Genomic DNA, 19681 nt, shown 5'->3' on the forward strand with positions numbered 1-19681 from the left:
ATATGGGTGAGGTAGCGCCACTCCCCGCAAAACCCCGCAACCCCGTATACGTGCAGGTCAGAGACGGTTTTTGCGTTGCGGGAAAACCCCGCAGATTGCGGGGTTTTGCGCTCGGCGATCACTGCTCTGTCCCCGTGGCGCCGGTGGCGAGGTGCTGTTCGACGCGCCAGGTGTTCTGCTTCAGGTGGCTGTCGTAGACCATGACGACCTTGAGGTCCTCGAAGTAGCGGCCCTGCCGCGCCTTCAGCCAGTGGCCCAACTGCTTCCCGGACGGCAGGTCTCCGTTGTGGAGCTGCGGCACGGTGTCCTTCAGTCCGAGCAGCGTCTTCGTGGTGACGGGCTCGCTACCGAGCTTGTGGTGCCAGTCCGTCAGGAACGCCGCCCACTCCTGGGCCTCGTCGTCCAGTGCTGTGCTGGCCTCGCCGCGGTCGGCAAGCCAGCCGGGCACCTGGAGGTAGCCCAGGATCCCCGCGATGACGGAGGCCCACGACGAGTAGTCGCCCATGCGGGTGTTGATGGTCCTGGCGCCGGCGGCGAGCCAGCCGCGGATCATGGTCACGAGTGCGGCGACGACGGTGGACGCGTTGTCGGCGAGCCAGGAGCGCAGGTCGCCGACGGTGAAGTTGTCGCGCTGGTCGGGGTTGGGGCAGTCGGGGTCGAGGCGCACCCACAGGACGCGGCGGAGGTTGTCGCCGCCGGTGCGCAGGTTGTTGCCGGTCAGCACCCACAGCCGGTCGTTGGGCATGGTGACACTGCTGGTGCTTCCCAGGAGCCTGTCGCTCCATGTGGCGTTCGTAACGAGGGATGACAGGATCGGGCTCTTGATGATGTGCCCGTTGGGCAGGTTGTCCATGGCGATGACCGGGTCGCCGCAGTCCCACATCTTCGCTGTGATGGCCTTGCGCAGTTCGGCGTCGTTCTCTGCCCAGGGCGTCTCGGCGAGCCCGTACAAGCGGCCGAACACGTCCTTCAGGAGCGTCTTGCCGGAGCCCTGCGAGGTGCTGGTGATGACGACGAGCGGTGTCGGCCCCGGGCTGTAGGGCCGGATGATCGGGCAGAGGAGGGCGCCGAGGTATTGGGCGCGGTCGGAGTCGGCGACGAACGGGAAGTCGGCGAGCATCTGGTTCAGGACGATGTCCTTGGCTCTGGCGACGGATTCGTCGCTGACGTGCGGGGCGAGTCTGCGGATGGGCGTGCGCGGGTGCAGGTAGAGGCCGGTCGCGCGGTCGTAGCCGGGTGCTTTGACGAGCGTTCCGTCGGGCCGGACCACGGGAGAGGTGACGATTCCCCGCAAGGGCAGGAGGGGCCAGTCGCGGCGGCCGAGGATCGTGCTGCACGTCTTGGGCATGAGGAGTTCGCGGACTTCCTTGGTGCCCTCCGTGAACGGGTCCCTCACCACCTGGTAGGTGGTGACGTGGTCGCCGAGGTAGGCGCGCAGGTTGTCGGCCCCCAGTTGCTTGACGAGCGGGTTGCCCTGGTCGTCCTGGTACACCCAGCACGGTCCGGTGGCCCGCTTGTACAGGTCGGGGAGCTGGTTGCTGGCCATGATGTCGAGGAGGCCGTCGATGGCGTCGGCTTCGTTGGTGATGTCCAGTTCGGGCTTGTTCCTGACGATGCGCAGGTCTGGCCCGCCGGCCGCCTCGTGCTCGTCGGGGACGGGCAGGGTGTCGGGGGCGAGGGCGGAGGAGCCGTTGGTGAACGGGCCGGCCTGGCGGGGGACGGAGGACAGTCGCTGGCGTGGGGGCTCGGATCCGTAGCCTTTGCTGCGGAGGTCGGCGGCAGCGCGCTTGAACGCATCGGCAGTGGTGGCGCCTTGGGTGAGCAGGGTGTAGGCGGCGAACTTGTCGTAGGGGGTTTCGGCGTCGAAGACGGTGGAGGTGGAGAAGACGTAGAGGCGGTCGCGGTCGGCGGCGTGGCCGGTGGTGGCCGAGATTCCGCGGGGCTTGTCCTTGCGCCGCCAGTAGGTGGTCCGGCCGCGGGTGAAGAGCGGATCGAACTCCTCGCCGATGATCTCGGACCAGTCGGCTTTGTTCTCGAAGTCGTCGCCCGGCCGCACGTATCCGGCGGGCAGTTCCCGCTTGGGCCGTGGCGCGGTCTTGGCCCTCTCTTCGGTGGGCATCGCGTCGTGTGCCCGGCACAGGGCGTACAGGGCGTCGAGGTCGTCGGGGGTGACGACGGCCATGGTGGCGGGGCCGCCGGCCAGTCGCAGGTAGGGCTTGCCGCTGGGGTGTGTGGTGCCGTGGGAGGGGGCGATGACGACGAAGCCGCCTTCGCCGCGGGTCTCGATGAGAACTCGCACGATCTTGGTGTTGGGGCGTTCGGCGAGGCGCTGGCGTTCTTCGGGGGTGTATTCGTCTTCGCGGGCGAGGCGGCGGGCGAGCTTGGTGTTGCCGGCGGCGGGCCTGCCGTCGACGACGACCTTGTAGTGGACGCCGCCGGAGGGCGACTGGTCGGCCCATCCGGTGGTGACGGCTTCCCAGAGGTCGCCGAGCCCGCTGTTGTGGGCGAGTTCGCCGACCTCGTCGAGGACTCCTTCGCGGACCGCGATGCCTTCGAACTCGATGAGTTCGATGTTGCCGGAGACGGCGCCGGTGACGATGCCGATGCCGGTGCGGCGGCCGTCGCCGAACCATTGGTCGTGCTCTTCCGGTGTGGACCTGTTGACCTTGTAGGGGGTCCAGGTGCGGACATCGGGGGCCTTGGTGCCGTCCGCTTTGACGGGCAGGACGCACAGGCCGGCGTCGTGGAGTTCGGCAGCAGCCAGCCGCAGGGTGGCTGGCTCGGCGTCCAAGGTCACGGCGTGCTTCTTTCGCTGGTGCGGGTGGTTGGGGGCGGCGGCCTCGGTGCGGGGCCGCGGGGCGGGGCGCGGGGCCGGGCGGGGGCTCTCACGCGGCGGCGCCGGTGCGGCGGTAGACGGTCCGTACCGAGCAGCGGACCCGTTCGGCGATGACCTGGGCGGTCAGCTGGCCGCGGAGCGCCCGGATGGCGGCGGCGCGCTCGCGGGGGCTGAGGGTGTCCGGCGGGTCCCCGGCGGCGGCCCGCTGGACGGCGACCTCATCGAGGCTGCGGGCGGTGCTGGGGCGGGGCGGGCGGGCACCAGGCACGTAGTCGCGGCGTTTGCGTGCACGGTCGCGTTCGCGAACGCAGGCCAGGCAGTAGCGCCAGCCCTCGGCGCTGTAGCCGGTGTTGCCCGCGAAGGGGTGGCCGTGGCGGCAGTGGGTGGATGCGGCGGTGGTGCGGTAGCCGGGCAGGCCGAGCCTGCGGCGGTGCCGGGCCACGGTGTCGCGGTCCACGCCGAGCTTCCGGGCGACGCCGATGTTGCTCTCCCCGGCACGCAGCAGGGCGGCGATCTGCTCGCTCAGCGGATGCTGCCTCACGCCGCCTCCCGCTGCTGTATGCGCCACCGCTGGCGGGGTGTGGTGCCGCCGCGGATGCCGGCGCGTTCCCGGAAGTGCTGGCCCTGCTCTTCGGCCAGGGCGGCGGCGAGGCAGGGCCGCCGCACGGGGCAGCCCGCGCAGGTGTCCTTGGCCTCGTGGGCCTCGTCGCCGGTGTAGCTTTCGGGCGCGAACAGGTCGGGGTCGGAATGGACACAGACCGCCTTGTCGCGCCAGTCGCCGGCCCTCATGCCGCGGCCTTCATGTCGCGGATGAGGTCGTGGACGTAGGCGGGCGCCATGCCGAGCCGGGCCGCGATCTCTTGCTCGGGGATGCTGTACGAGGCGAGGAAGGCGATCTCCTGGCGCCGGTACGCGGCGAGTTCGTCGCGGTTCATTTCGGCGCCTTCGCCGGTGTCGGGGCGTCCGTCCGGGTCGTCGATGGCGTCGTCGTCCCATGCCGCGGGCGGCACCCAGCCGTTGCGTTTGGCGAAAGTGCGGGCCGCCTTGGACCGGTCCAGGGGGACCCCGTGGTGCTGCGGGTTGGCGTCCCACAGCGCCTCGTATGCGGTAGCCACCCGGTGTGCGGTGACGGCGAAGACGCGGGTTTGCTTCAGCAGGGCGTTGACGTAGACGGGGTGCCGGCCGATGCGCGGCCCGATGTGGAGCTGTGGCCAGCCGGCGGCCACGAGCGCCTGGATGCGGCGCACGGTGCCGGTGGCGTCGACGTAGCGGGGGGCGACGTCTTCGGGGCGGACGGCGAGCAGCGGGCGGGCGTTCGCGGTGCGAATCCTGGCGGACTGGCGGCGGTTGCCTGCCGGGTACAGCAGGGTGCTCAGTACGGAGTGGGCTACGCCGGTGTGGGCGGCGAGGCGCTGGATCGAGACGCCCGCGGCCATGAGGGCGCGGACGTGCTGCCGGACGGGTTCGGCGCCGGTGAGCGGCCCTTTGGAGTGCGGCGGCCGGGTTGCGGTGCTCATCGTTCCCCCTGTTCGGTGCGCTTCAAGATGGCTTCGCAGACGGCGAGGTCGTGTTCGGCGAGGGCCCGCTGGTCGGCCGCAGCCGAGTCGTCGTCGAGGGGCTCGCGGCGAAGCAGGAAGTTCTCCTCGGGCAGCACGGCCCGGCGCGCGAGGCGAGCTTCGGCGGCGGCGATGCGGCGCTGGAGCGCGCACCGGTTGCCGTGTGCGAGCGCGAAGAACCGGTAGGTGATGTAGGCCGCCACCACCGCGGTCAGCAGGAGGGTGATCGGGCTCATGCGGCTGCCCTCGCCTGCTTGGCGCGGGCGGCGCGCGTCTCGGCGACGACCAGGCCCTTGACCGACAACCGCCACACCGCGATCGGATGCCCGTGGGTGGCCGGGGAGGTGGACGGCACGTACTGGCGGGTGTGCTCGATCACGCCGCCCTGGCGCAGGCCGTTGATGGCCGCGCCGAGGAAGCCGTGCGACAGCTCCGGCAGCACCTCGCGCAGATCGTTGGCGGAGAAGGTGTCGCGCGACAGGCCGAAGACGAAGACGGCCTGCTGGACCAGGAACCGGTCCCAGCTGTCGGCGCGGTCGACGATGTCGGCAAGCCGCTGGTCCTTACCGGCCGCCGCCAGACGCTCGGCCGTGCTCTGCTTCTTCATGTGCTACTCCTTGAGGAGCGGCGCCCCGCCCGATTCCGGCGGGCGGGGACGGCCGCGGGTTACGAGGTGGCGTCGACGACCTCGGCTTCGTAGGCGCCGTCTTCGTCAGGTCCGGCGGCCTCGGCCTTGAGGCGGTCGGCGATGGCCTTGAGGCGGTTGACCAGTTCGTCGTCGAGGTGGCCGGCGGCATGCGCCCTGCGGTACACGTCACCCACGTCGTCAGGGGTGAGCGCGGCCTCGGCCTCGGCGAGATAGTCGGGGCGGGCCGCTTCGAGCGCGGCGACCGCCTGCCCAGCCCCGGACGGGTCCAGGGCGACCGCGGCCGTCATCGGCCCGGCGAGCGCCTGCCGGGGCGTGACCCCACGCAGTTCCACCACGACGACCGGAAACCTCTTGGTCTTGCCGTCGCGGACGACCTGCCGCGGCTCGATCCGCAGCGTGACCGGCACGAAACCGCGGCCGTCGGTTCCGGCAAGGACGATGTCGACCATGGCGCCCCACTCGGACGCGGCGTAGAAGCTGTGCGTCTCGGCCCGCCACATGCCCATGCCGGACAGGTCGGGCAGCATCACGTTCAGGCGGGAGGTGACGGAGCAGACGACGCCCTTCTTCTGCTGGTGCCACTCCTCACCGAACCGCGCGGCGCACAAGCACGGCCGGCGGGAGAGCAGTTCGGTCTCGCCGTCGCAGCGGCGCTGGCATCCGCCCTTGGACCACAGCTCGTTGTACTGATTGAGCGGATCCCCCGGAGTGATCAGCGCTTCGACGGAAGCAGCCTTGGTGATGACGCGCCACTGGGCGATCGACGAGTTGAGCGGGTTCCACTGCTCAACCTCGCCGCCCCACAGCGTGGCCGCGGTGCGCACGTGCTCTTCGGAGTGGGAGGTGACGACCCACGTCGCGGAGCGGACCGGTTTGCCGCCCTGGGTATAGCCGGTGCGCAGCCGTCCGTGCTCGGCGGCGCGGCGCTGGATGTTGAGGAGCCGGGAGCCCATATCAGGCTGCCTTTCGGTTCGAGGACTCGTCTGCCCGCGGCGGGAGCAGCGCGAGGTGCGAGGAGGCGGCGGCGTGCAGCCACCGCGTGGTTGCAAGCGCGCCGCGGAACGCCTTGTGTGCGGCGCGGCCGGCGGGCATCGGCACCAGCGCGTGCGAGCGGGCGCGGAGGTTGAGGACGCCGGTCCGCTCGATGCGGGGCATCGGCGCCTCGGTATCGTCCGGAAGCAGGACGGTCTCGGCGTAGCGCAGCGCGGCGAGCTGGAGTGTGTTCTCCGGGTACACCGACTTGGCCGGGCGGGTCGCCGACGTCTTGTAGTCGATCAGCCACAGTTCCGGCCGCCTGCGGGGCCCGGTGGGCAGCCATATCAGGAGGTCGGCGGTGCCCGCGTAGCCGAGACGCCGGTGCAGCACCGTGATCTCGGTGGCCTCGACGTGCTCGGACAGGTCCACATTCCATGCGGCCAGCCACAGGTCGAGCTGCGCGATGTACGGGGCGACCTCAGCGTCGGCCGCGACCGGCGCCCCGAGGACGCGGGCTTCGGCGGCCTTGTGGATGCGGTCGCCGAGGTCGGCGGCGACCTCCTTGGCGTCGCGGTGAAGAGCCTTGATCTCCTGCGTCAGGGCGGGCCGCTCGGCGAGGACGCGACGGGCGATGTCGACGGCATTGTCCAGGACGTGCTCGACGGTCAGCTTCACGCCCCACGGCACCAGCGCACGGCTCTTGTTGACCGCAGTGTCGATGACGTTGGTAACCGAGACCAGGTCAGGTCCGCCGGCCGGGTCGGTGTAGTAGCGGCCGTTGTCGGTGTCGTAGGCGTGGCGGGGGCTCGTCATCAGAACGGTGCCTCCTCGTCGCCGCGTGTACGGCGCCACAGGGGCAGCCGCCAGGTGCGGATGTCGTCGAGGCAGGCGCATCCGTCCCAGTCGGGGCCGTGGCCGGTGGGGACCCAGCCGCCGCCGGTGCCGCCGCAGCGGGTGCAGTGCGGGTCGGGGCCCCGGAAGAGGTGGAGGGCGCGCTGGTACAGCTCGATTTCCCAGCGGCCGATGCGGATGGTGCGGCCCATGTGGACCTCCGGAAGGGTGTGGGGTGCCCGGCCGCCCGCGGGGAAGGGCAGGCGGCCAGGGGCGGGGCGGTGGGTGTCAGGCGGCGTCGGCCAGGCGGACGATGCGGTCGTGGGCCTCGTTGAACTCCTCGGTGTCCAGGCCCATCCACGGCACCGTGTGCGACATCGCGATGAGGATTTCGTAGGCGTTCAGGCCGTCCGCCTTGGCCTCGCGTGCTGCTTCTTCGATGTCCGCGTCGGTGTAGATGCCGTTGCCGGAGACGTCGCCGGCCATCCGGTGCGCGGGGTCCGCGGGCGTGGCCAAGTGGTAGGCGCGGACCTTGGCGAACAGTTCCTCCGGGTCGACGGTGGCGCGCAGGGTGTCGGCGTCCTGCGTCCAGTCGGCGAGGGTTCCGAGTGTTTCGGCGGTCGCCACGGCTTCTTCGCGGGTCATGGCGTCGGTGACGGACAGGCCGGAGGCTTCGTGTCCGATGCGCCAGCGGTGCGGGTTGTCGGGGTGCATCTCGTTGGGCAGGCGGTAGACGAGCAGGCCGGGCGCGATCTCTTTGGCGAGGGGCACGGTGTGCACCTGATCGTTCGCGCAGGTGAGCGTGTACTCGCGCACTTCTCCGATCATTGGGGTCTCCTGGGATGCTGGGGTTGGTCGCCGGGCGGGCCGGGCTGGTCACGGCCCGCCCGGCAGGTCAGGCGGCCGGCGGGACGGCAAGGGCGGTGAGCTGGGCTCGCAGCCGCGCGTTCTCGTTCTCCAGCCCGACGGCGATGCTCCGGGCTTGCTCCAACTGCCCGATCAGCCACGGCACGTCGGCTGGCACATTGGCGATGAACTCGGCGTCAGAGACAGCCCAGTCTCGTACTCGCGCGAGCATGCGTCCTGACTGGGCGTGCACGATCTCCCAGGCGGGGGCCCGGAACGTATCGCCGTCGTCTTCCTGAAGCAGCCACGGCCCCTCGACGGCTTCGACACGGGCTTTGATCTGCGCGAGGCGCTCGTCAGCCACGACGCACCTCCAACTCGCTCACCCGCTGCTGGCGGCGGCCGAGGTGCGCCGCGAACACCTGCTCGGGGTTGTCGACGACGGAGGTGAGCGCCGTCAGTGCGGTGATGGCCACGTCGCACAGTTCGTCGGCGACGTCCTCGCGGGTGTGGGTGACGCCCTTGCGCGGGTTCTGGCCGGTCATCCCGATGTACGCCTGGGCGACCTCCCCCGCCTCCTCGGTGATCTTCAGGATGCGGAGAGCCAGCTCTTCCTGGCCGCGGCCGTTCGCGTCATCCAGCCAGGCGACGAAGCCGCGGATCGTCGGCCACAGGTCCGTGGCGAGCAGCTCCTCGGTGGTCAGCAACTGTGGGTGCAGCATGGCTCAGCCCTCGTCGCAGTAGTCGTGGGTGTGGACGTGGCCGGTGCCGTGCCTCGGCGTCTTCGCCTTGGGCTTGGCGGCCTTGCCGCGGGAGCCTCGGACGCCGGGGCCGGGCTTCAGCGGCGCGGACACCGCGGCCGGGGCCATGGACCGGTCCTCGCAGTCGTCGTCCCGGTCGGTGCACGCCGTCAGCGCGGAGGCCAGCAGCAGGAGCGCGGCGGCGGTTGCGGTGCGGTGCTTCATCGGGCGGTCCCCTCGTTGTGGCGCGGCCCGTGCCGGAGCCGCCATGCGGTGTGGTCGGTCTGCTGCTGCTCGACGCTCAGGCGAGCCCCGGCAAGCTGGTTTTCGAGGTCGGTGATGCGGCGCAGCAGCGCGAGCAGAACCAGGAAGTCGACGACGGCGATCTGCGGGGCGGTCACGGCGTCGCCTCCTCGCCGGGCCCGGTGTAGAGGAACCCGAAGAGCGCCTGCTGCAGCTCCACGAAGTCGCGCCCCGTGACCGGCGGATAGCCGTGGTCCTGGAGGACCTGAGCAACATCGATCACCAGGCCGAGAGTGAATCGCGGGTCGTCGCCCGGCCGGGGACGGACCGGGTAGCGGCGCTCGCTCACGCGGCCATCACCGCCTCCGCGACGGCGGGCTGGTGATGTCCCGGGGTGCACTGCGGTGACCGGCCCGAGCGGCAAACACGAATGGTCAACTCGGCCTGCTCGGCGTTCTTGCGGGCGAACTCCGCTTCCCTCTCATCGTGGGAGGTGCGTGAGTCCATCAGCAGCGTGCATTCCCCGGAGCTGACCGACCGGCCGGCGGGCCACTCGCCTGGGTTGCGGGCGTCGTAGTCGTTGTTGTGCCAGTCCATGGCGATCCGCCGGTGAGCAGGGCACAGATCTGCGGGTATCGGTGCAGGTGTCATCTACGCCACCTCCGCCACGGCCGGCGCCCACAGTTCGACGACGGCTTCCGGTTCGGGGCGAGGCTTGCCGTGCTCCGGCTCCGGCCACGTGAAGACCACCGCCAGCCGGGCCGGGTCATCGACATCCAATAGCCGCCACTTACGGTGCTCACCCAGCCGCTTCAGCACGTCCATCGCATCGTCCGGGCCCGCGGCGGCCAACTCGGCGGCGAGCAGCGGCAGCCCGTCCGGCATCACCCCAACCTGCCAGCCGCGCGTCGCCGGGAACCGCTCATCGTCCTCATGCAGGCCCCGGATGATGCGGGCCACCAGCATCTCCACACAGATCGGGCGGGTCACGACGCACCTCCATCAGGCGGGCAGGCGGGGCAGGTGAAGCCGCGGGGACGGCACGCGCTGTCGGTGTCGAGGTCGCGGTACTGGTGCTGCTGCTCGGCGAGGAGGGAGTCCTTGAGCCGGTAGGCGGCCTTCTCGGCGGCGGTGGCGGTGCGGACCGTGTAGGTGCCGTCGGGGTGCCGTGTGATGAAGTCGCCGAACTTGGCAACGCACCGGTCGGCGTAGTCGGAGCCGATGCGGAGGCCGGTGACGGCCAGGCGGCCGTCAACGTTCTCCCAGTGGCCCTTGGTGAAGATGTGGTCGCGGTCGAGCTGGTCGTCGATCTCGTTGAGGTTGTGGCGGGTGAGCTGCCACTCGGCGGCCGCCGGGAAGAGGCGCGGGGTCGTCGTCGCCATCACGCACCCCCGGTGTACGCGAGGGCGGTACGGGCCTCGTCGTGCGCCCGCTTCAGCAGCACGCTCTGCCGGGCGGCCACCATGCGCAGCCGGTCCACCTCGGCGGCCAGCTCACGCCCGGCCGCACGCAGCACGGCGGCGGTGGCAGTCTCGTCCCACAGCAGGTCGTCGATCTCCGCGCGGCGGGAAGCTGGCATCTCAGGCACGGGGACCACCCGCCTCGTCGGCCATGCGGCGCAGCTCGGCGACGGCCTCCATGCGCCCCCGCTCACGCTCGGTACGCGGACCGGCCTCGACCGGAGGCACCGGGGCGGCAATGGCGTCGGCGGCCTCGCGCAGCACCTCGGCGCGGTACCTGTCGAGCACTTCCTCTGGCGACGCGTCGCCGATCGCCGTGCCCTCCGACGCACGGAGGCCGGCCAGGATGTCGTCGCGGGCGCTCATGCCGCACCTCGCACAACCAGCGACCCGCGGGACGGGACCGTGGCCAGCGTCTTGTTGGCGCGGGCGACAACGGCGAGGGCGTCCTCGCGGTCCGCCTGCGCCTCCATGCCCAGCCCGTGGTGGGAGACGGCCTCGCGCACCGCGTCGGCCTGCTCGCGGACGGCATCCGCCACGCGGACCGGGAGACGGCGGGCCTTGAAAGCGGTCACCGCGTCAGGTACCGGAACGGGGATCAGGTCGGTGCTCACGCCGCACCCCCGAGCTGCCCCTGGGACGGGTAGCGGTCCGCGTAGAAGCGGGCCCACGTCTTCTCGAACACCGGCAGGTGACGGCGGGTCCAGGCATAGGTCTCACGCACCGACCCGTTCGGCAGGTCCGTCTGCCGCTTGCCGGGCTTCGCCCCGTGCTCCTCCTCGAACAGCGCCGCAGCCCGCCGGCCGAACCACGACTGCACCGACTCGATGTCCCGACGCCGCAGCCCCTTGCTCTTCAGGAAGTCCGGGACGTACAGGGGCGTGTCCAGCGGGTCGATCTCGGGTTCCTCGCCGAGCGCGCGGGCGGCCACCAAGCGGCCCTTCGTCTCCAGCCACTCCGGCGAGACGATCGGCGCCAGGATCGACAGCACCTCGGCCTGCTGCTTCGCCCGCGAGATCAGCGAATCGAGCTGTTCCTCGGTGGCGCGCGGGTTGATGGCGCCACCCTGCGTCCAGTACGCCTCGATGGCGTCTGCGGTCTCGTTCTGGAAGGCAACCAGCGTCGGACGGGCGGACGCGGCGACACGGTTCTCGTTCACCGTCGCCAGGAGCATCAGGAACGTGCGGACCGGGACGACCTGCATGGCCCGGGTCTTGCCGTCCTCGGCAACCATGGGGCTCTGCCCCACGGTTGCCCACGAGCGGGAGCGGAGCTTGGCGAGCTGCGTCGAGTAGTCGAGCCCCAGCTCATCGACGGCGGGCTTCAGCACGATGTGCGGCTGGCCCTCGATCAGGGTGGTGTGGATGGAGCCGGCGGACAGGTCGAGTTTCACGACCTCACGCGACTCAGTGGATGATGGAGACACGGGGTCCCCTTTCTGCACAGAGGTGAAGGTGGATCTCGAAGGCCCCGGCTGCCGGGCTTAGGCCCCCGGCGGTTGGGGCCGCATACCGCGCTAGGCGGCGGTGGGAGTGCGGACGCGGTCGCTCGGCTTCGGCGCGGTGCGTCGGAAGCAGCGGGCGAGAGCCGCATGTTCGGTTTGCTGATCGCTAAGCGGTAGTCGGACTTCTTGAGTGCGCGGCGAACGTGCGGGACGGAGCACCCGAAGACGTGTGCCTTCTTCTGGACGGTGCGGTACTCCGCCTCGGAGTCTTCGGGCCGCCTCGGCGTGCGGGTACGAGGAACGCGCACCCGCACGCCAGCAGGCCGCTTGGACCCTCTGCCTATGGGGCCGGGCGGGAGCCTTCGCTGATCATCACGCCGCTTCCAAGAGAGCTACCAGGGACTGCGTGATGACGACGTGGCGGCGGCCGAAGGACAAGGTCTTGACCGGCGCCTCGCCGCGCTTGATCAGGTCATAGAGGTGGGAAGGACTACACCCCAGGACACTGGCGGCCTGCGGCACATTGACCGTGGCGGACCACTGCCGAACCTCGGCGAGCGTGGGGCGCTTACGCTCACGCGGCTGCGAGGTACGGGCCCGCGCGCTCACCGCTCCGCCTCCTCGTCGGCCGGGTCGGCGTTGCGGGCCGACAATTCCGTCAGCAGACCGCCAACCGGGCACGTCACCGAGACGTGGCGGCTGCCGGCCGGTTCCGCGCCCGACGACGCCCCGCACCCCTCCGGGCGACCGGCGAGCCGGTACGCGAACACCAGCACATGCACGGGGGCGCCCTGCCGGATCCCCAGCCCGGCCAGCACCGAACGCATCGGCTGTGCGGCCAGGTAGTCCGGCAGGCTGTAGCGACGGCCGTTCACGACCGGGGCGTAGCGTCGACGAAGTCGGCCAGGCGCCGGATGTCTGCGGCGTGCGCGGCCAACTGGTCGGCGAACGCGAGGGCGGCCTCGCGGTAGAGGCTATTCACCTCGCCCGAGCCGTCCGGGTCGACCGCCAAGTACGTGCGGCCCTCGTCCTCGACGGCGGCGAACGGCCACAAGGCCAGGTGAGCGGCCATCACGCTTCCGGTGCCGCCGCCGTACAGCGGAACGGACAGCTGCACCCGCGGACCGTAGTGGTGCACGTCCTCCAGGAACGCCACACCCTCGGCCGCGTGGTCCGTCACGCACCAGCCCGGGCACACGACGCGCACCGAGACGCCGCGCACCGACGTCGCGGCCAGGCGGGGGAGCGCCTCGGCGGCCGGAGACAGGGTGTACGGGATGGGAGCGTCGGCGGAGTCGGCCGGGATGTCGTGCCTTGCTACGCTCATGGCAGAGCTCTCTTTCCTGTCGAGGGATCGATCTCTAGCGGTCCAGCGAGCTGCGAACTCGCTGGTCTAGCGGCGGCCGGGCCTGAACTTCGTGTGCCTGCACGAAGGGGTCCGGCCGTTGTGGTGCTGGAAGTGACACTAGAACGCGCCACGGTGCGAGTAAGTGGAACCGGAAGCGGTCCCTGTACCCGTTATTTATTCAACACCGCAGGTCAGGGCAAGTCTTAAGAGACAGAGGAACGCTTGCGACCTGCGCGTTGGTGTTGTCGCGCCGATCCAGCTACTGAGACAACTCATAGACGAGGGACCGGATAACTGTTGGCCTGAAAAGGCCGTACCTGCGAATGGTGACCACCTCCTTCGTGCGACGGCCGTGCCAGCCCGTCACGGCCTGCGCTACCGTCGTGCCGGGACCAGTGCCAGGAGGACCCCATGGCTCGGATCGTGTTCGATCCCGACGAAGCTGACAGCATGCGGCGTGCCGCACGCGACGCCTTCCCCCAGGACCCGGCCCTCGCCTACGCGCTGCTCCAGCTCGCCGACGAAGGCGTCGACCTCGACTACTGCCGCACCTGGGACGACATCCGCGCCGAACGTGGCCTCCCGCCCCACGACGAGGCGGCCCACGACGTTGCCTGAGCGCCGCGCCCTCGTCACCTTCCACGAGACCGCCGAACGTCAGCTCGCCGCCCTCGCCGCCGACGACCTCGCCCGGCTCGACGTGGTGCTCGACGCCATCGCTGCCGACCCCGAGGTCGGCCGGCCCCTCGCCGACAGCCCCCTTCGCGAATACGAGCAGGACAGCGTGCGCGTCATCTACTACGCCACCACACTCGGCACGATCATTGTCGTGGCCTACGTTGAGGTTTAGCACCGGGAACCTCCTGCCGGGGAAATTCGATGCGGGGAAGCATTGCATTCTTGTGAGGGCGCTTGCAACTTTCACAAGAGGAATGATCAGATCCGATTCTGTCTCTGACCTGCAATAATTAAACGGTACCGTTTAATTGAGGCGCAGAGAGAGCTGGTCTTGATGCTCGCCGCAAACCGATCCCTTGGGTGCGCGCCATGAAACTCCGAGAAATCGGTAAAGCTGCTACGTGCCGCATCACCCCTTAACGTGAAGGGCTGCTCCGCCGGCCGCCGGCCAGGATCACCACCCCCGAAATTTCGGGGGTGGTGGCTCGATACCGAAACCACTCTGCCCCTGCCGCCAGCCCACAGGCCCGGGAAACCCGCGAACCGCGGCCGAGGCCGGCCGCCGGTCGGTACCTTCGAAACATCGCTGACCTCCGACTTCTTGCCGTTCTACTACCTGAAGTAGCCCCGACTGGCGACAGCGGCGCCGAGCGAGAGGGCGCCTCGCCACTGCGGCACGCAACGCAGTGCCCCTGGATACGCCCACCGGCCGACCCGGCCGACCCCAGCTCTTAACGTTGAGGGGTGCTTCCTCGGCGCCGACACCACCCTGCTCCCGCAGTCGGCCCGCCGGCCCGAAGACCTTCGAAGCCCGGCGGAGGCCGGCCGCTGGCCGGTAGCTTCGGAACATCACAAACCTCCAGGTAGTCCCGGGCATTCACCCGGGATAAGGCGCGGGTGGTACTAGCGGCCCGCCCGTCGTGCTGGACGGATGGGCGCAAGCGCCTCGGACCCCCGTGACTCACGTGAGTCACGGGCCGGCCTCTCCGGTCAACCGGCCGAGCTGAAGATCAGTTGGCGCGGAAGTGGCGCAGAGCAGAGCCCGCGGGCGGGCCGGTGGTCGCTGGTGAATGAGGACCGTAGCCGATCGACAAGATCGGGCCACGTGTGTGCAGCTAGATCAAGAAATCAATAGGTGCACATAAGGAGCACAACAAGAGCAGTGCTCTTTTCTCTGACCTGCCATTATCCCTGGTGTTGCCGCTTAGGCGGCCGTTCTGCGCACGCTCTCCCCCTTTCTCGGCACGGTCTGAGCCCTTCGGAAGGTGGCTGAAAGTAGCGGGTCGGATGAGCGTTACAGGCCCGAAGTGTCGGTCCGGTACTGCCGCTGGCAGAGGTGGGCTCATCTGGCGGGGACGTTGTATCCGGCCTTCCGTCTCACCAGGTGACCCTCGTCGGCGAGAGCCCACATCACGCTGCTGGTGCTCATTCGCGAGTACCCGTACTCACGACTGACGGTCAACTCCCAGAGATGCTTCCCTGGCGCGTACTTGCCAGTCCGCAGGTCGTTGAGCAGGAGCGCTCGAATGGCTGCTCGGTCCGCACTGTCGTCGTAGGTGATGCGGGGAACGTGCCACCCGAGGCCAAGGTGGCCGACGCCGTTGTACGGCGGGCGCTCCGAATGCTGGGCCGCCTTCTCGGCCGCGTATGCCCGGGGATGGCTGTCGAACCAGGTCAGGTCCACGTACTTCACGCAGTGCCACCAGCTCCGCGAATGCTCATGCTCCCGGAAGCGCTGCGTCAGTTTCCTGCTGATGCCGATGTAGAGAAGGTCTTCCTCGGCGTCGTAGAGGCGGTAGAGCGCGGTGCGCCCCTCTGAGGGCGTGTCGTTCATTGCCCCTCCAACTTGTTTGAACAAATTCGGGATCGACGGTAGCCCCTTCGTGAGGGACCTGCAAGTAGTGCGACTGGGGCGGTTTTCCGTAGCGTCGTCGTATGAAGCTCTCAGAGGCGCAGTGCAGGGATCGCTTTGACGGGGCTCGGGTGCTCAGGCTTGCCACGGCCGATGCGGACGGGCGGCCCCATCTCGTGCCGGCAACGTTCGTTCGGCGTGGCGAGGAGATCGCCATAGCCGTAGACAGCAAGCCGAAGTCCAACCGCAACCTCAAGAGGCTTCGGAACATCATCGAAAATCCAGCCGTCTCTGTCCTGGTCGACCAGTACGACGACGGCTGGCAGCACCTTTGGTGGGTGCGCGCCGACGGGGATGCGGCGGTCGTGGACATCACGAGCGAGGCTCGGCTGACTGACGCGCTAGTCGAGCGGTACCCGCAGTACCGAGAGGCCTTCCCGAAGGGCCCTCTGATCGTGATCTCTGTCCACAAATGGGTGGGTTGGTCGATCTCTGGCTGAGGCCGATTTTAGGGCCAAGCGCTACGCTGGGTTGTATCAACAAATCTCGGGAGAGCGATGACTGACACCCCCAACAAGGTGCCGCCCTACAAGCGGGTGGCAGACCAGCTACGTCAAGAGGTCAAGCGAGGAGACCTTGCGCCGGGCGACAAGCTGGAGACCGAGGCTGAGCTGGCGCAGCGATTCAGCGTGTCTCGGGGGACTGTGCGTCGGGCGATCGATCTCCTCAAGTCGGAGGGGCTCTTGATCTCACGTCAAGGTAGTGGGGCGTTCGTGCGCGAGCGCCCGCATGTCAATCTCCGGTCTACCGGTGCGAACTACCGAGACCGGCGGGCTACCGGGCGGGCAAACTACAACGCCGAGGTAGCGGCTCAAGGGCGCCGGACGAAGCAGAGGATCGTCGAGGCCGGTCCGGTGCCGGCGCCCATCGAGGTCGCGACCAGACTGGGCATGGCCGAAGGTGCATCCGTAATCTCGCGCGTGATCGTCGCCACCGTTGACGGTGACCCCACCCAACTCATGGAGACGTACTACCCAGTCGATATTGCCGAAGGTACCCGGATCGCTGAACCTCGCCCAATCAAGGGTGGTGCCCACTCTCTGATCGAGGACTCTGAAGGTCCGATCGCCCGGCGCATCGTCCAGTTCGTGGAGGACCTGGAAGCGCGGATGCCGACGCCGGAGGAAGCGCGCGAACTCGACATCTCGCCGGGCGTGCCCCTCGTTCGCACGCTGCGCACCGCCTACGACGCGACCGGGCGCGCTATCGAGGTCCTGGTGGTCAGAGTGGCCGCCGATCGGCACATGTTCAGGTACGTCATAGACGTGCCGTAGCGGTGTCAGAGCCGCAAGCCGAGCGCTCCGACCTCCAAGTTCGGGGCGCTTTGTCGTGCCCAAAAGTCGATCAGCCTGAGGTACTTGCTTGAACAAATCTCAGTCGCTATGGTTGCGCCACTCGCTTCAATTTGTTCAAACAAATGTGGGGTGGATTGCCCCGTGCTGTGACTGGAGGATCCGATGCCCAGCCCCACCCCCGACGCGCTCGACGCGGTGCTCGCCGAACTCGGTGACTCCTTCACCGTGTCTGAGGTGGCCGCCCTGCTCGACGTGCATCCCGCGACCATCTATCGCGCAGTGAAGGCCGGTCGACTGCGAGCCGTGAGCCGGGGGAGTGGGCGAATCAGGCGCACCCTCACCAAGATCCCTCGCGATGCCGTTGTCGAGTTCGTGAACCGCCCGCCCACCCCTTCGGAGGTCGCGTCATGACCGTCGCCATCGAGCCACCCGCCCCCACCGCCCCCGCCGTCTCCCGCCAGCTCCCGGCCGGCGACCCGCGCGCCACGATGATCCTCGACGCCTACGCCGAGGCCCTCCGCGCGGCGGGCGAGGACGTCCACGTGGTGTACGCCGCGCACGGCGACATGTTCAAGATCGTGCCGAGGGGGGAGTCGTGACCGCCCTCCCGTGCGTCTTCTGCGACATTGTCGCGGGTCTGGCCCCGGCCGAGGTTCTGGCCCGCTGGTCGGACGCGATTGCGATCGTGCCGCTGTATCCGGTCGCCGACCAGCACGCGCTGATCGTCCCGCGGGTGCATGTCGACGGGCCCGCGGAGGATCCGATGGTGACCGGCATGGTCTTCCAACGGGCCGCCGAGTACGCGTCCGCGACCTGCCTGCCTTTCAATCTCGTGATCTCTGAGGGTGCCGAGGCCACGCAGACCGTGCGTCACGCGCACGCCCATTTCATCCCCCGCGCCGCCGGCGACGGCCTGCCGCTGCCGTGGACGCCGCAGCAGACCGCGGCCTGACCACCCACCCGGCGGGGCCCGGTCGTTGTCGGCTCCAGGCCGGGCCCCGCACCCACCGAAGGAGACCCGCCATGCCCATCACCACCGACTACGGCTTTGACCCTCAGCCCGGCGACGAGATCGGCACGGAAGCCGTACTCCTGTGCTGCGACCAGACCATGAGCGCCGCCGCGCCGGATGAGCACGGCATCCGCGTCCACACCTGCGGCGTCTGCGCGACTCGGGCCGAAATCGATATCTGTGGCCTGCTCGGCGACATCGACGAGCCCGAGGACGCCGCCTGATCCCCCCTCCCCACCCGAATCCGGAAGGACCGAACCATGGCCGCCCAGCAGGCCGCATGGCCCGAAGGCGTCGTCAATCGCTACCTGACCCTCGCGGGCGTCGCGCTCGCTGACACGAACATCACCGTCGACGTCACCGACGACGGCTTCGCCGCCGAGTGCCGCGGCTGCCAAGCCGACACCCGCAACGGCTACGCATGCGCTGTCTCCAGCTGGGCCCAGACCCACGCCGCGAACTGCCGCCAGCTGCCCCGCCCCACCACCTGACCCGCCCGGGCCCGCGCTGCCGGGCCCCGGCCACTCACTCGTATCGACTTATCGACTCGACAGGAGTCTTGCGATGGCCACGACCGTCGACTTCACCGCTCTGTCCGACGCGGACGCCGCGACCACCTCCGATCTGGCGGCCCGCCGCCGCGCCACGGCGCTGGTGCCCGACCTGCACGCCACCTACCGGGCGCAGCTGGTGACCGCCTACGTCACCTCCGCCGACCCGTTCGAGCAGCTGGCCCTGTACGCCGAGGCCGTCGAGTACGACCGCGCCTACCCTGATGAGCCCCCGCTGGCCGCCGAGCTGTACGGCGCGGACCAGGGCGAGGTGGCGTGATGAACACCGACGCCATCATCGCCGCCGCCTCCGTGCTGGCGGGTGCCGGGATGACCGGGCTGATCCAGTACATGACCGCGGTGCGGGCCGCCCGTGCGGAGCGCGCCGACTGGCACCGGCAGGACGTGGGCGAGGCCGCGGTCGAGCTGGCCGGCGCCCTGGTGGACCACCGCCGTCACCAGTACCTGAAGCTGCAGACCCTCCGTGAGGGCGGCGACCCGGCGGCCGGACGGCAGGAGCGCTGGGAGGCCCGCTCGGCGGTCACCCGCGCCATGGCCCGCCTGGAGGTCGTCGCGCCGCGGGAGCCGGAGCTGCTGCACGCCGGCCGCGAGGCAGTGGCCGCCACCTTCGCCCTCGGCGACTCCTCCGAGGACGTCCTGGACGAGGCCCGCGAGGCCACGCTGCGCGCCCACGACGAGCTGCTGGCCGCCGCGGTCCGCGCGACGGGGGGTGCGTGATGCGTCCTGCCGCCTGGGTCGCCCTGGCCCTGACCGTCGCGCTGGTCATCGCCTGCCCGGCCCTGCCGGCCGCCGCCGTGGCTGCCGTCGGCTGGCTGCTGTCGACGCCGCTGGCCGCGGGGGCCGCGCTCGCCGCCACCCTCGTGTGGATCGCGATGCGGCCCGACGCCGGGCGGAGGTGGGCGTGATGCCCCAGCGATCTCCCCGCAAGACCGTCACGGTCGTCGCCGAGGCCGTCGCTCTCCTCATCAGCGGCGCGATCACCTTTCAGCTCGCCGAGCACGACGTCAGCGTCGCCGTGATCATCAGCGCTGCCTGTTCCACGCTCGCCACCGGCCTGTACCTCGCCAACCGGATCGAGGAGGCCCGTAGCACCACCTTCTACGCCTGCCCGGCCAAGAGCTGCACCGTCTCCATCCGGGCCCGCGGCGCCAGCCCCGACGAACTGCGCCGGCTGCGCGCCCTGGCCACCGTGTTGCCCGACACTCAAAATGCCGATGACGGCGGCGTTCACGGTGCCGATGTTCGGCGACAGTGAAGCCCCGCCGGCGGGGTGGCAGGCGGGGC

General features: G+C 69.9%; 39 protein-coding genes. 13 read left to right on the forward strand and 26 right to left on the reverse strand.

Going from position 1 to position 19681, the window contains the following annotated elements; genetic code table 11:
* Nucleotides 1-118: 118 nt before the first annotated feature.
* The 25 genes from ACH4FX_RS38865 to ACH4FX_RS38985 all read right to left on the reverse strand — a co-directional run bounded on the left by ACH4FX_RS38865 (nucleotide 119) and on the right by ACH4FX_RS38985 (nucleotide 12907).
* The gene (locus ACH4FX_RS38865) at nucleotides 119-2797 is read right to left on the reverse strand and encodes a bifunctional DNA primase/polymerase (RefSeq protein WP_398486220.1); all 2679 of its coding nucleotides are present in this window, start codon (nucleotides 2795-2797) and stop codon (nucleotides 119-121) included.
* An 88-nt stretch (nucleotides 2798-2885) separates the two neighbouring features.
* Nucleotides 2886-3377 carry a helix-turn-helix domain-containing protein gene (locus tag ACH4FX_RS38870; RefSeq protein ID WP_398486221.1) on the reverse strand — a complete coding sequence of 164 codons (492 nt, stop codon included), beginning with the start codon at nucleotides 3375-3377 and terminating at the stop codon, nucleotides 2886-2888.
* Nucleotides 3374-3625 (reverse strand): WhiB family transcriptional regulator, encoded by a 252-nt coding sequence (locus ACH4FX_RS38875; protein WP_398486222.1) that lies wholly within the window; start codon nucleotides 3623-3625, stop codon nucleotides 3374-3376. Before ACH4FX_RS38875 ends, ACH4FX_RS38870 begins: the two co-directional genes overlap by 4 nt.
* Nucleotides 3622-4353 carry a hypothetical protein gene (locus tag ACH4FX_RS38880; RefSeq protein ID WP_398486223.1) on the reverse strand — a complete coding sequence of 244 codons (732 nt, stop codon included), beginning with the start codon at nucleotides 4351-4353 and terminating at the stop codon, nucleotides 3622-3624. Before ACH4FX_RS38880 ends, ACH4FX_RS38875 begins: the two co-directional genes overlap by 4 nt.
* On the reverse strand, nucleotides 4350-4628 hold the full coding sequence (locus ACH4FX_RS38885; protein WP_398486224.1) for a hypothetical protein: 279 nt from the start codon (nucleotides 4626-4628) through the stop codon (nucleotides 4350-4352). The genes ACH4FX_RS38880 and ACH4FX_RS38885 overlap by 4 nt, the downstream gene beginning before the upstream one ends.
* Nucleotides 4625-4999: a hypothetical protein gene (locus tag ACH4FX_RS38890; protein ID WP_398486225.1), complete on the reverse strand. Its 375-nt coding sequence runs from the start codon at nucleotides 4997-4999 to the stop codon at nucleotides 4625-4627. The genes ACH4FX_RS38885 and ACH4FX_RS38890 overlap by 4 nt, the downstream gene beginning before the upstream one ends.
* A gap of 59 nt (nucleotides 5000-5058) precedes the next feature.
* Nucleotides 5059-5994 (reverse strand): hypothetical protein, encoded by a 936-nt coding sequence (locus tag ACH4FX_RS38895; protein ID WP_398486226.1) that lies wholly within the window; start codon nucleotides 5992-5994, stop codon nucleotides 5059-5061.
* A gap of 1 nt (nucleotide 5995) precedes the next feature.
* Nucleotides 5996-6829: a hypothetical protein gene (locus ACH4FX_RS38900; RefSeq protein WP_398486227.1), complete on the reverse strand. Its 834-nt coding sequence runs from the start codon at nucleotides 6827-6829 to the stop codon at nucleotides 5996-5998.
* The gene (locus tag ACH4FX_RS38905) at nucleotides 6829-7059 is read right to left on the reverse strand and encodes a hypothetical protein (protein WP_398486228.1); all 231 of its coding nucleotides are present in this window, start codon (nucleotides 7057-7059) and stop codon (nucleotides 6829-6831) included. Before ACH4FX_RS38905 ends, ACH4FX_RS38900 begins: the two co-directional genes overlap by 1 nt.
* A gap of 76 nt (nucleotides 7060-7135) precedes the next feature.
* Nucleotides 7136-7675: a hypothetical protein gene (locus ACH4FX_RS38910; RefSeq protein WP_398486229.1), complete on the reverse strand. Its 540-nt coding sequence runs from the start codon at nucleotides 7673-7675 to the stop codon at nucleotides 7136-7138.
* Between the two features lie 67 nt (nucleotides 7676-7742).
* Nucleotides 7743-8057 carry a hypothetical protein gene (locus tag ACH4FX_RS38915; protein WP_398486230.1) on the reverse strand — a complete coding sequence of 105 codons (315 nt, stop codon included), beginning with the start codon at nucleotides 8055-8057 and terminating at the stop codon, nucleotides 7743-7745.
* A complete protein-coding gene (locus tag ACH4FX_RS38920) occupies nucleotides 8050-8415 on the reverse strand; it encodes a MazG-like family protein (RefSeq protein ID WP_398486231.1) in 366 nt (121 codons plus the stop codon). The genes ACH4FX_RS38915 and ACH4FX_RS38920 overlap by 8 nt, the downstream gene beginning before the upstream one ends.
* A 3-nt stretch (nucleotides 8416-8418) precedes the next feature.
* On the reverse strand, nucleotides 8419-8658 hold the full coding sequence (locus tag ACH4FX_RS38925) for a hypothetical protein (RefSeq protein WP_398486232.1): 240 nt from the start codon (nucleotides 8656-8658) through the stop codon (nucleotides 8419-8421).
* Nucleotides 8655-8834 carry a hypothetical protein gene (locus ACH4FX_RS38930; RefSeq protein WP_398486233.1) on the reverse strand — a complete coding sequence of 60 codons (180 nt, stop codon included), beginning with the start codon at nucleotides 8832-8834 and terminating at the stop codon, nucleotides 8655-8657. The genes ACH4FX_RS38925 and ACH4FX_RS38930 overlap by 4 nt, the downstream gene beginning before the upstream one ends.
* Nucleotides 8831-9025 (reverse strand): hypothetical protein, encoded by a 195-nt coding sequence (locus ACH4FX_RS38935; protein ID WP_398486234.1) that lies wholly within the window; start codon nucleotides 9023-9025, stop codon nucleotides 8831-8833. The genes ACH4FX_RS38930 and ACH4FX_RS38935 overlap by 4 nt, the downstream gene beginning before the upstream one ends.
* The gene (locus tag ACH4FX_RS38940; protein ID WP_398486235.1) at nucleotides 9022-9327 is read right to left on the reverse strand and encodes a hypothetical protein; all 306 of its coding nucleotides are present in this window, start codon (nucleotides 9325-9327) and stop codon (nucleotides 9022-9024) included. The genes ACH4FX_RS38935 and ACH4FX_RS38940 overlap by 4 nt, the downstream gene beginning before the upstream one ends.
* Nucleotides 9328-9666 carry a hypothetical protein gene (locus ACH4FX_RS38945; RefSeq protein ID WP_398486236.1) on the reverse strand — a complete coding sequence of 113 codons (339 nt, stop codon included), beginning with the start codon at nucleotides 9664-9666 and terminating at the stop codon, nucleotides 9328-9330.
* A complete protein-coding gene (locus ACH4FX_RS38950; RefSeq protein WP_398486237.1) occupies nucleotides 9663-10058 on the reverse strand; it encodes a hypothetical protein in 396 nt (131 codons plus the stop codon). Before ACH4FX_RS38950 ends, ACH4FX_RS38945 begins: the two co-directional genes overlap by 4 nt.
* Entirely contained in the window at nucleotides 10058-10264 is a 207-nt protein-coding gene (locus tag ACH4FX_RS38955) for a hypothetical protein (protein ID WP_398486238.1), read from the reverse strand. Before ACH4FX_RS38955 ends, ACH4FX_RS38950 begins: the two co-directional genes overlap by 1 nt.
* Nucleotides 10257-10502 (reverse strand): hypothetical protein, encoded by a 246-nt coding sequence (locus tag ACH4FX_RS38960; RefSeq protein ID WP_398486239.1) that lies wholly within the window; start codon nucleotides 10500-10502, stop codon nucleotides 10257-10259. Before ACH4FX_RS38960 ends, ACH4FX_RS38955 begins: the two co-directional genes overlap by 8 nt.
* On the reverse strand, nucleotides 10499-10750 hold the full coding sequence (locus tag ACH4FX_RS38965; RefSeq protein WP_398486240.1) for a hypothetical protein: 252 nt from the start codon (nucleotides 10748-10750) through the stop codon (nucleotides 10499-10501). The genes ACH4FX_RS38960 and ACH4FX_RS38965 overlap by 4 nt, the downstream gene beginning before the upstream one ends.
* Nucleotides 10747-11562: a phage antirepressor N-terminal domain-containing protein gene (locus ACH4FX_RS38970; protein WP_398486241.1), complete on the reverse strand. Its 816-nt coding sequence runs from the start codon at nucleotides 11560-11562 to the stop codon at nucleotides 10747-10749. Before ACH4FX_RS38970 ends, ACH4FX_RS38965 begins: the two co-directional genes overlap by 4 nt.
* 390 nt (nucleotides 11563-11952) lie before the next feature.
* Nucleotides 11953-12189: a helix-turn-helix transcriptional regulator gene (locus tag ACH4FX_RS38975; RefSeq protein ID WP_398486242.1), complete on the reverse strand. Its 237-nt coding sequence runs from the start codon at nucleotides 12187-12189 to the stop codon at nucleotides 11953-11955.
* Nucleotides 12186-12455, reverse strand: a complete 270-nt coding sequence (locus tag ACH4FX_RS38980; RefSeq protein ID WP_398486243.1) for a hypothetical protein — start codon at nucleotides 12453-12455, stop codon at nucleotides 12186-12188. Before ACH4FX_RS38980 ends, ACH4FX_RS38975 begins: the two co-directional genes overlap by 4 nt.
* On the reverse strand, nucleotides 12452-12907 hold the full coding sequence (locus ACH4FX_RS38985; protein WP_398486244.1) for a DUF6907 domain-containing protein: 456 nt from the start codon (nucleotides 12905-12907) through the stop codon (nucleotides 12452-12454). The genes ACH4FX_RS38980 and ACH4FX_RS38985 overlap by 4 nt, the downstream gene beginning before the upstream one ends.
* 432 nt (nucleotides 12908-13339) lie before the next feature.
* Between ACH4FX_RS38985 and ACH4FX_RS38990 the strand changes: the two genes are divergently transcribed.
* On the forward strand, nucleotides 13340-13546 hold the full coding sequence (locus ACH4FX_RS38990; RefSeq protein WP_398486245.1) for a hypothetical protein: 207 nt from the start codon (nucleotides 13340-13342) through the stop codon (nucleotides 13544-13546).
* Nucleotides 13539-13778, forward strand: a complete 240-nt coding sequence (locus ACH4FX_RS38995; RefSeq protein WP_398486246.1) for a hypothetical protein — start codon at nucleotides 13539-13541, stop codon at nucleotides 13776-13778. The genes ACH4FX_RS38990 and ACH4FX_RS38995 overlap by 8 nt, the downstream gene beginning before the upstream one ends.
* A 1170-nt stretch (nucleotides 13779-14948) precedes the next feature.
* On the opposite strand, the gene ACH4FX_RS39000 is transcribed toward ACH4FX_RS38995, so the two are convergent.
* A complete protein-coding gene (locus tag ACH4FX_RS39000; RefSeq protein ID WP_398486247.1) occupies nucleotides 14949-15440 on the reverse strand; it encodes a GIY-YIG nuclease family protein in 492 nt (163 codons plus the stop codon).
* Nucleotides 15441-15541: 101 nt separating this feature from the next.
* Between ACH4FX_RS39000 and ACH4FX_RS39005 the strand changes: the two genes are divergently transcribed.
* From ACH4FX_RS39005 to ACH4FX_RS39055, 11 genes are all read left to right on the forward strand, one after another.
* Nucleotides 15542-15958 carry a TIGR03668 family PPOX class F420-dependent oxidoreductase gene (locus tag ACH4FX_RS39005; protein ID WP_398486248.1) on the forward strand — a complete coding sequence of 139 codons (417 nt, stop codon included), beginning with the start codon at nucleotides 15542-15544 and terminating at the stop codon, nucleotides 15956-15958.
* Between the two features lie 57 nt (nucleotides 15959-16015).
* Complete coding sequence (locus ACH4FX_RS39010; RefSeq protein WP_398486249.1) at nucleotides 16016-16792, forward strand: GntR family transcriptional regulator; 777 nt, start codon at nucleotides 16016-16018, stop codon at nucleotides 16790-16792.
* 183 nt (nucleotides 16793-16975) lie between these two features.
* The gene (locus tag ACH4FX_RS39015; RefSeq protein WP_398486250.1) at nucleotides 16976-17224 is read left to right on the forward strand and encodes a helix-turn-helix domain-containing protein; all 249 of its coding nucleotides are present in this window, start codon (nucleotides 16976-16978) and stop codon (nucleotides 17222-17224) included.
* Nucleotides 17221-17412, forward strand: coding sequence for a hypothetical protein (locus ACH4FX_RS39020; RefSeq protein WP_398486251.1), 192 nt, complete (start codon nucleotides 17221-17223; stop codon nucleotides 17410-17412). Before ACH4FX_RS39015 ends, ACH4FX_RS39020 begins: the two co-directional genes overlap by 4 nt.
* Nucleotides 17409-17765, forward strand: a complete 357-nt coding sequence (locus tag ACH4FX_RS39025) for an HIT family protein (RefSeq protein ID WP_398486252.1) — start codon at nucleotides 17409-17411, stop codon at nucleotides 17763-17765. Before ACH4FX_RS39020 ends, ACH4FX_RS39025 begins: the two co-directional genes overlap by 4 nt.
* A gap of 71 nt (nucleotides 17766-17836) precedes the next feature.
* Nucleotides 17837-18049, forward strand: coding sequence for a hypothetical protein (locus ACH4FX_RS39030; RefSeq protein ID WP_398486253.1), 213 nt, complete (start codon nucleotides 17837-17839; stop codon nucleotides 18047-18049).
* A gap of 36 nt (nucleotides 18050-18085) precedes the next feature.
* A complete protein-coding gene (locus ACH4FX_RS39035; protein WP_398486254.1) occupies nucleotides 18086-18316 on the forward strand; it encodes a hypothetical protein in 231 nt (76 codons plus the stop codon).
* Nucleotides 18317-18389: 73 nt separating this feature from the next.
* Nucleotides 18390-18656: a hypothetical protein gene (locus ACH4FX_RS39040; RefSeq protein ID WP_398486255.1), complete on the forward strand. Its 267-nt coding sequence runs from the start codon at nucleotides 18390-18392 to the stop codon at nucleotides 18654-18656.
* Nucleotides 18656-19114, forward strand: a complete 459-nt coding sequence (locus ACH4FX_RS39045) for a hypothetical protein (RefSeq protein WP_398486256.1) — start codon at nucleotides 18656-18658, stop codon at nucleotides 19112-19114. The genes ACH4FX_RS39040 and ACH4FX_RS39045 overlap by 1 nt, the downstream gene beginning before the upstream one ends.
* Nucleotides 19114-19302 (forward strand): hypothetical protein, encoded by a 189-nt coding sequence (locus ACH4FX_RS39050; protein ID WP_398486257.1) that lies wholly within the window; start codon nucleotides 19114-19116, stop codon nucleotides 19300-19302. The genes ACH4FX_RS39045 and ACH4FX_RS39050 overlap by 1 nt, the downstream gene beginning before the upstream one ends.
* Nucleotides 19302-19652, forward strand: coding sequence for a hypothetical protein (locus ACH4FX_RS39055; protein WP_398486258.1), 351 nt, complete (start codon nucleotides 19302-19304; stop codon nucleotides 19650-19652). Before ACH4FX_RS39050 ends, ACH4FX_RS39055 begins: the two co-directional genes overlap by 1 nt.
* The last annotated feature ends 29 nt before the right edge of the window (nucleotides 19653-19681 follow it).

This window comes from Streptomyces sp. NPDC018019, from assembly GCF_044327805.1.
In the GTDB taxonomy this organism is placed as follows: domain Bacteria; phylum Actinomycetota; class Actinomycetes; order Streptomycetales; family Streptomycetaceae; genus Streptomyces.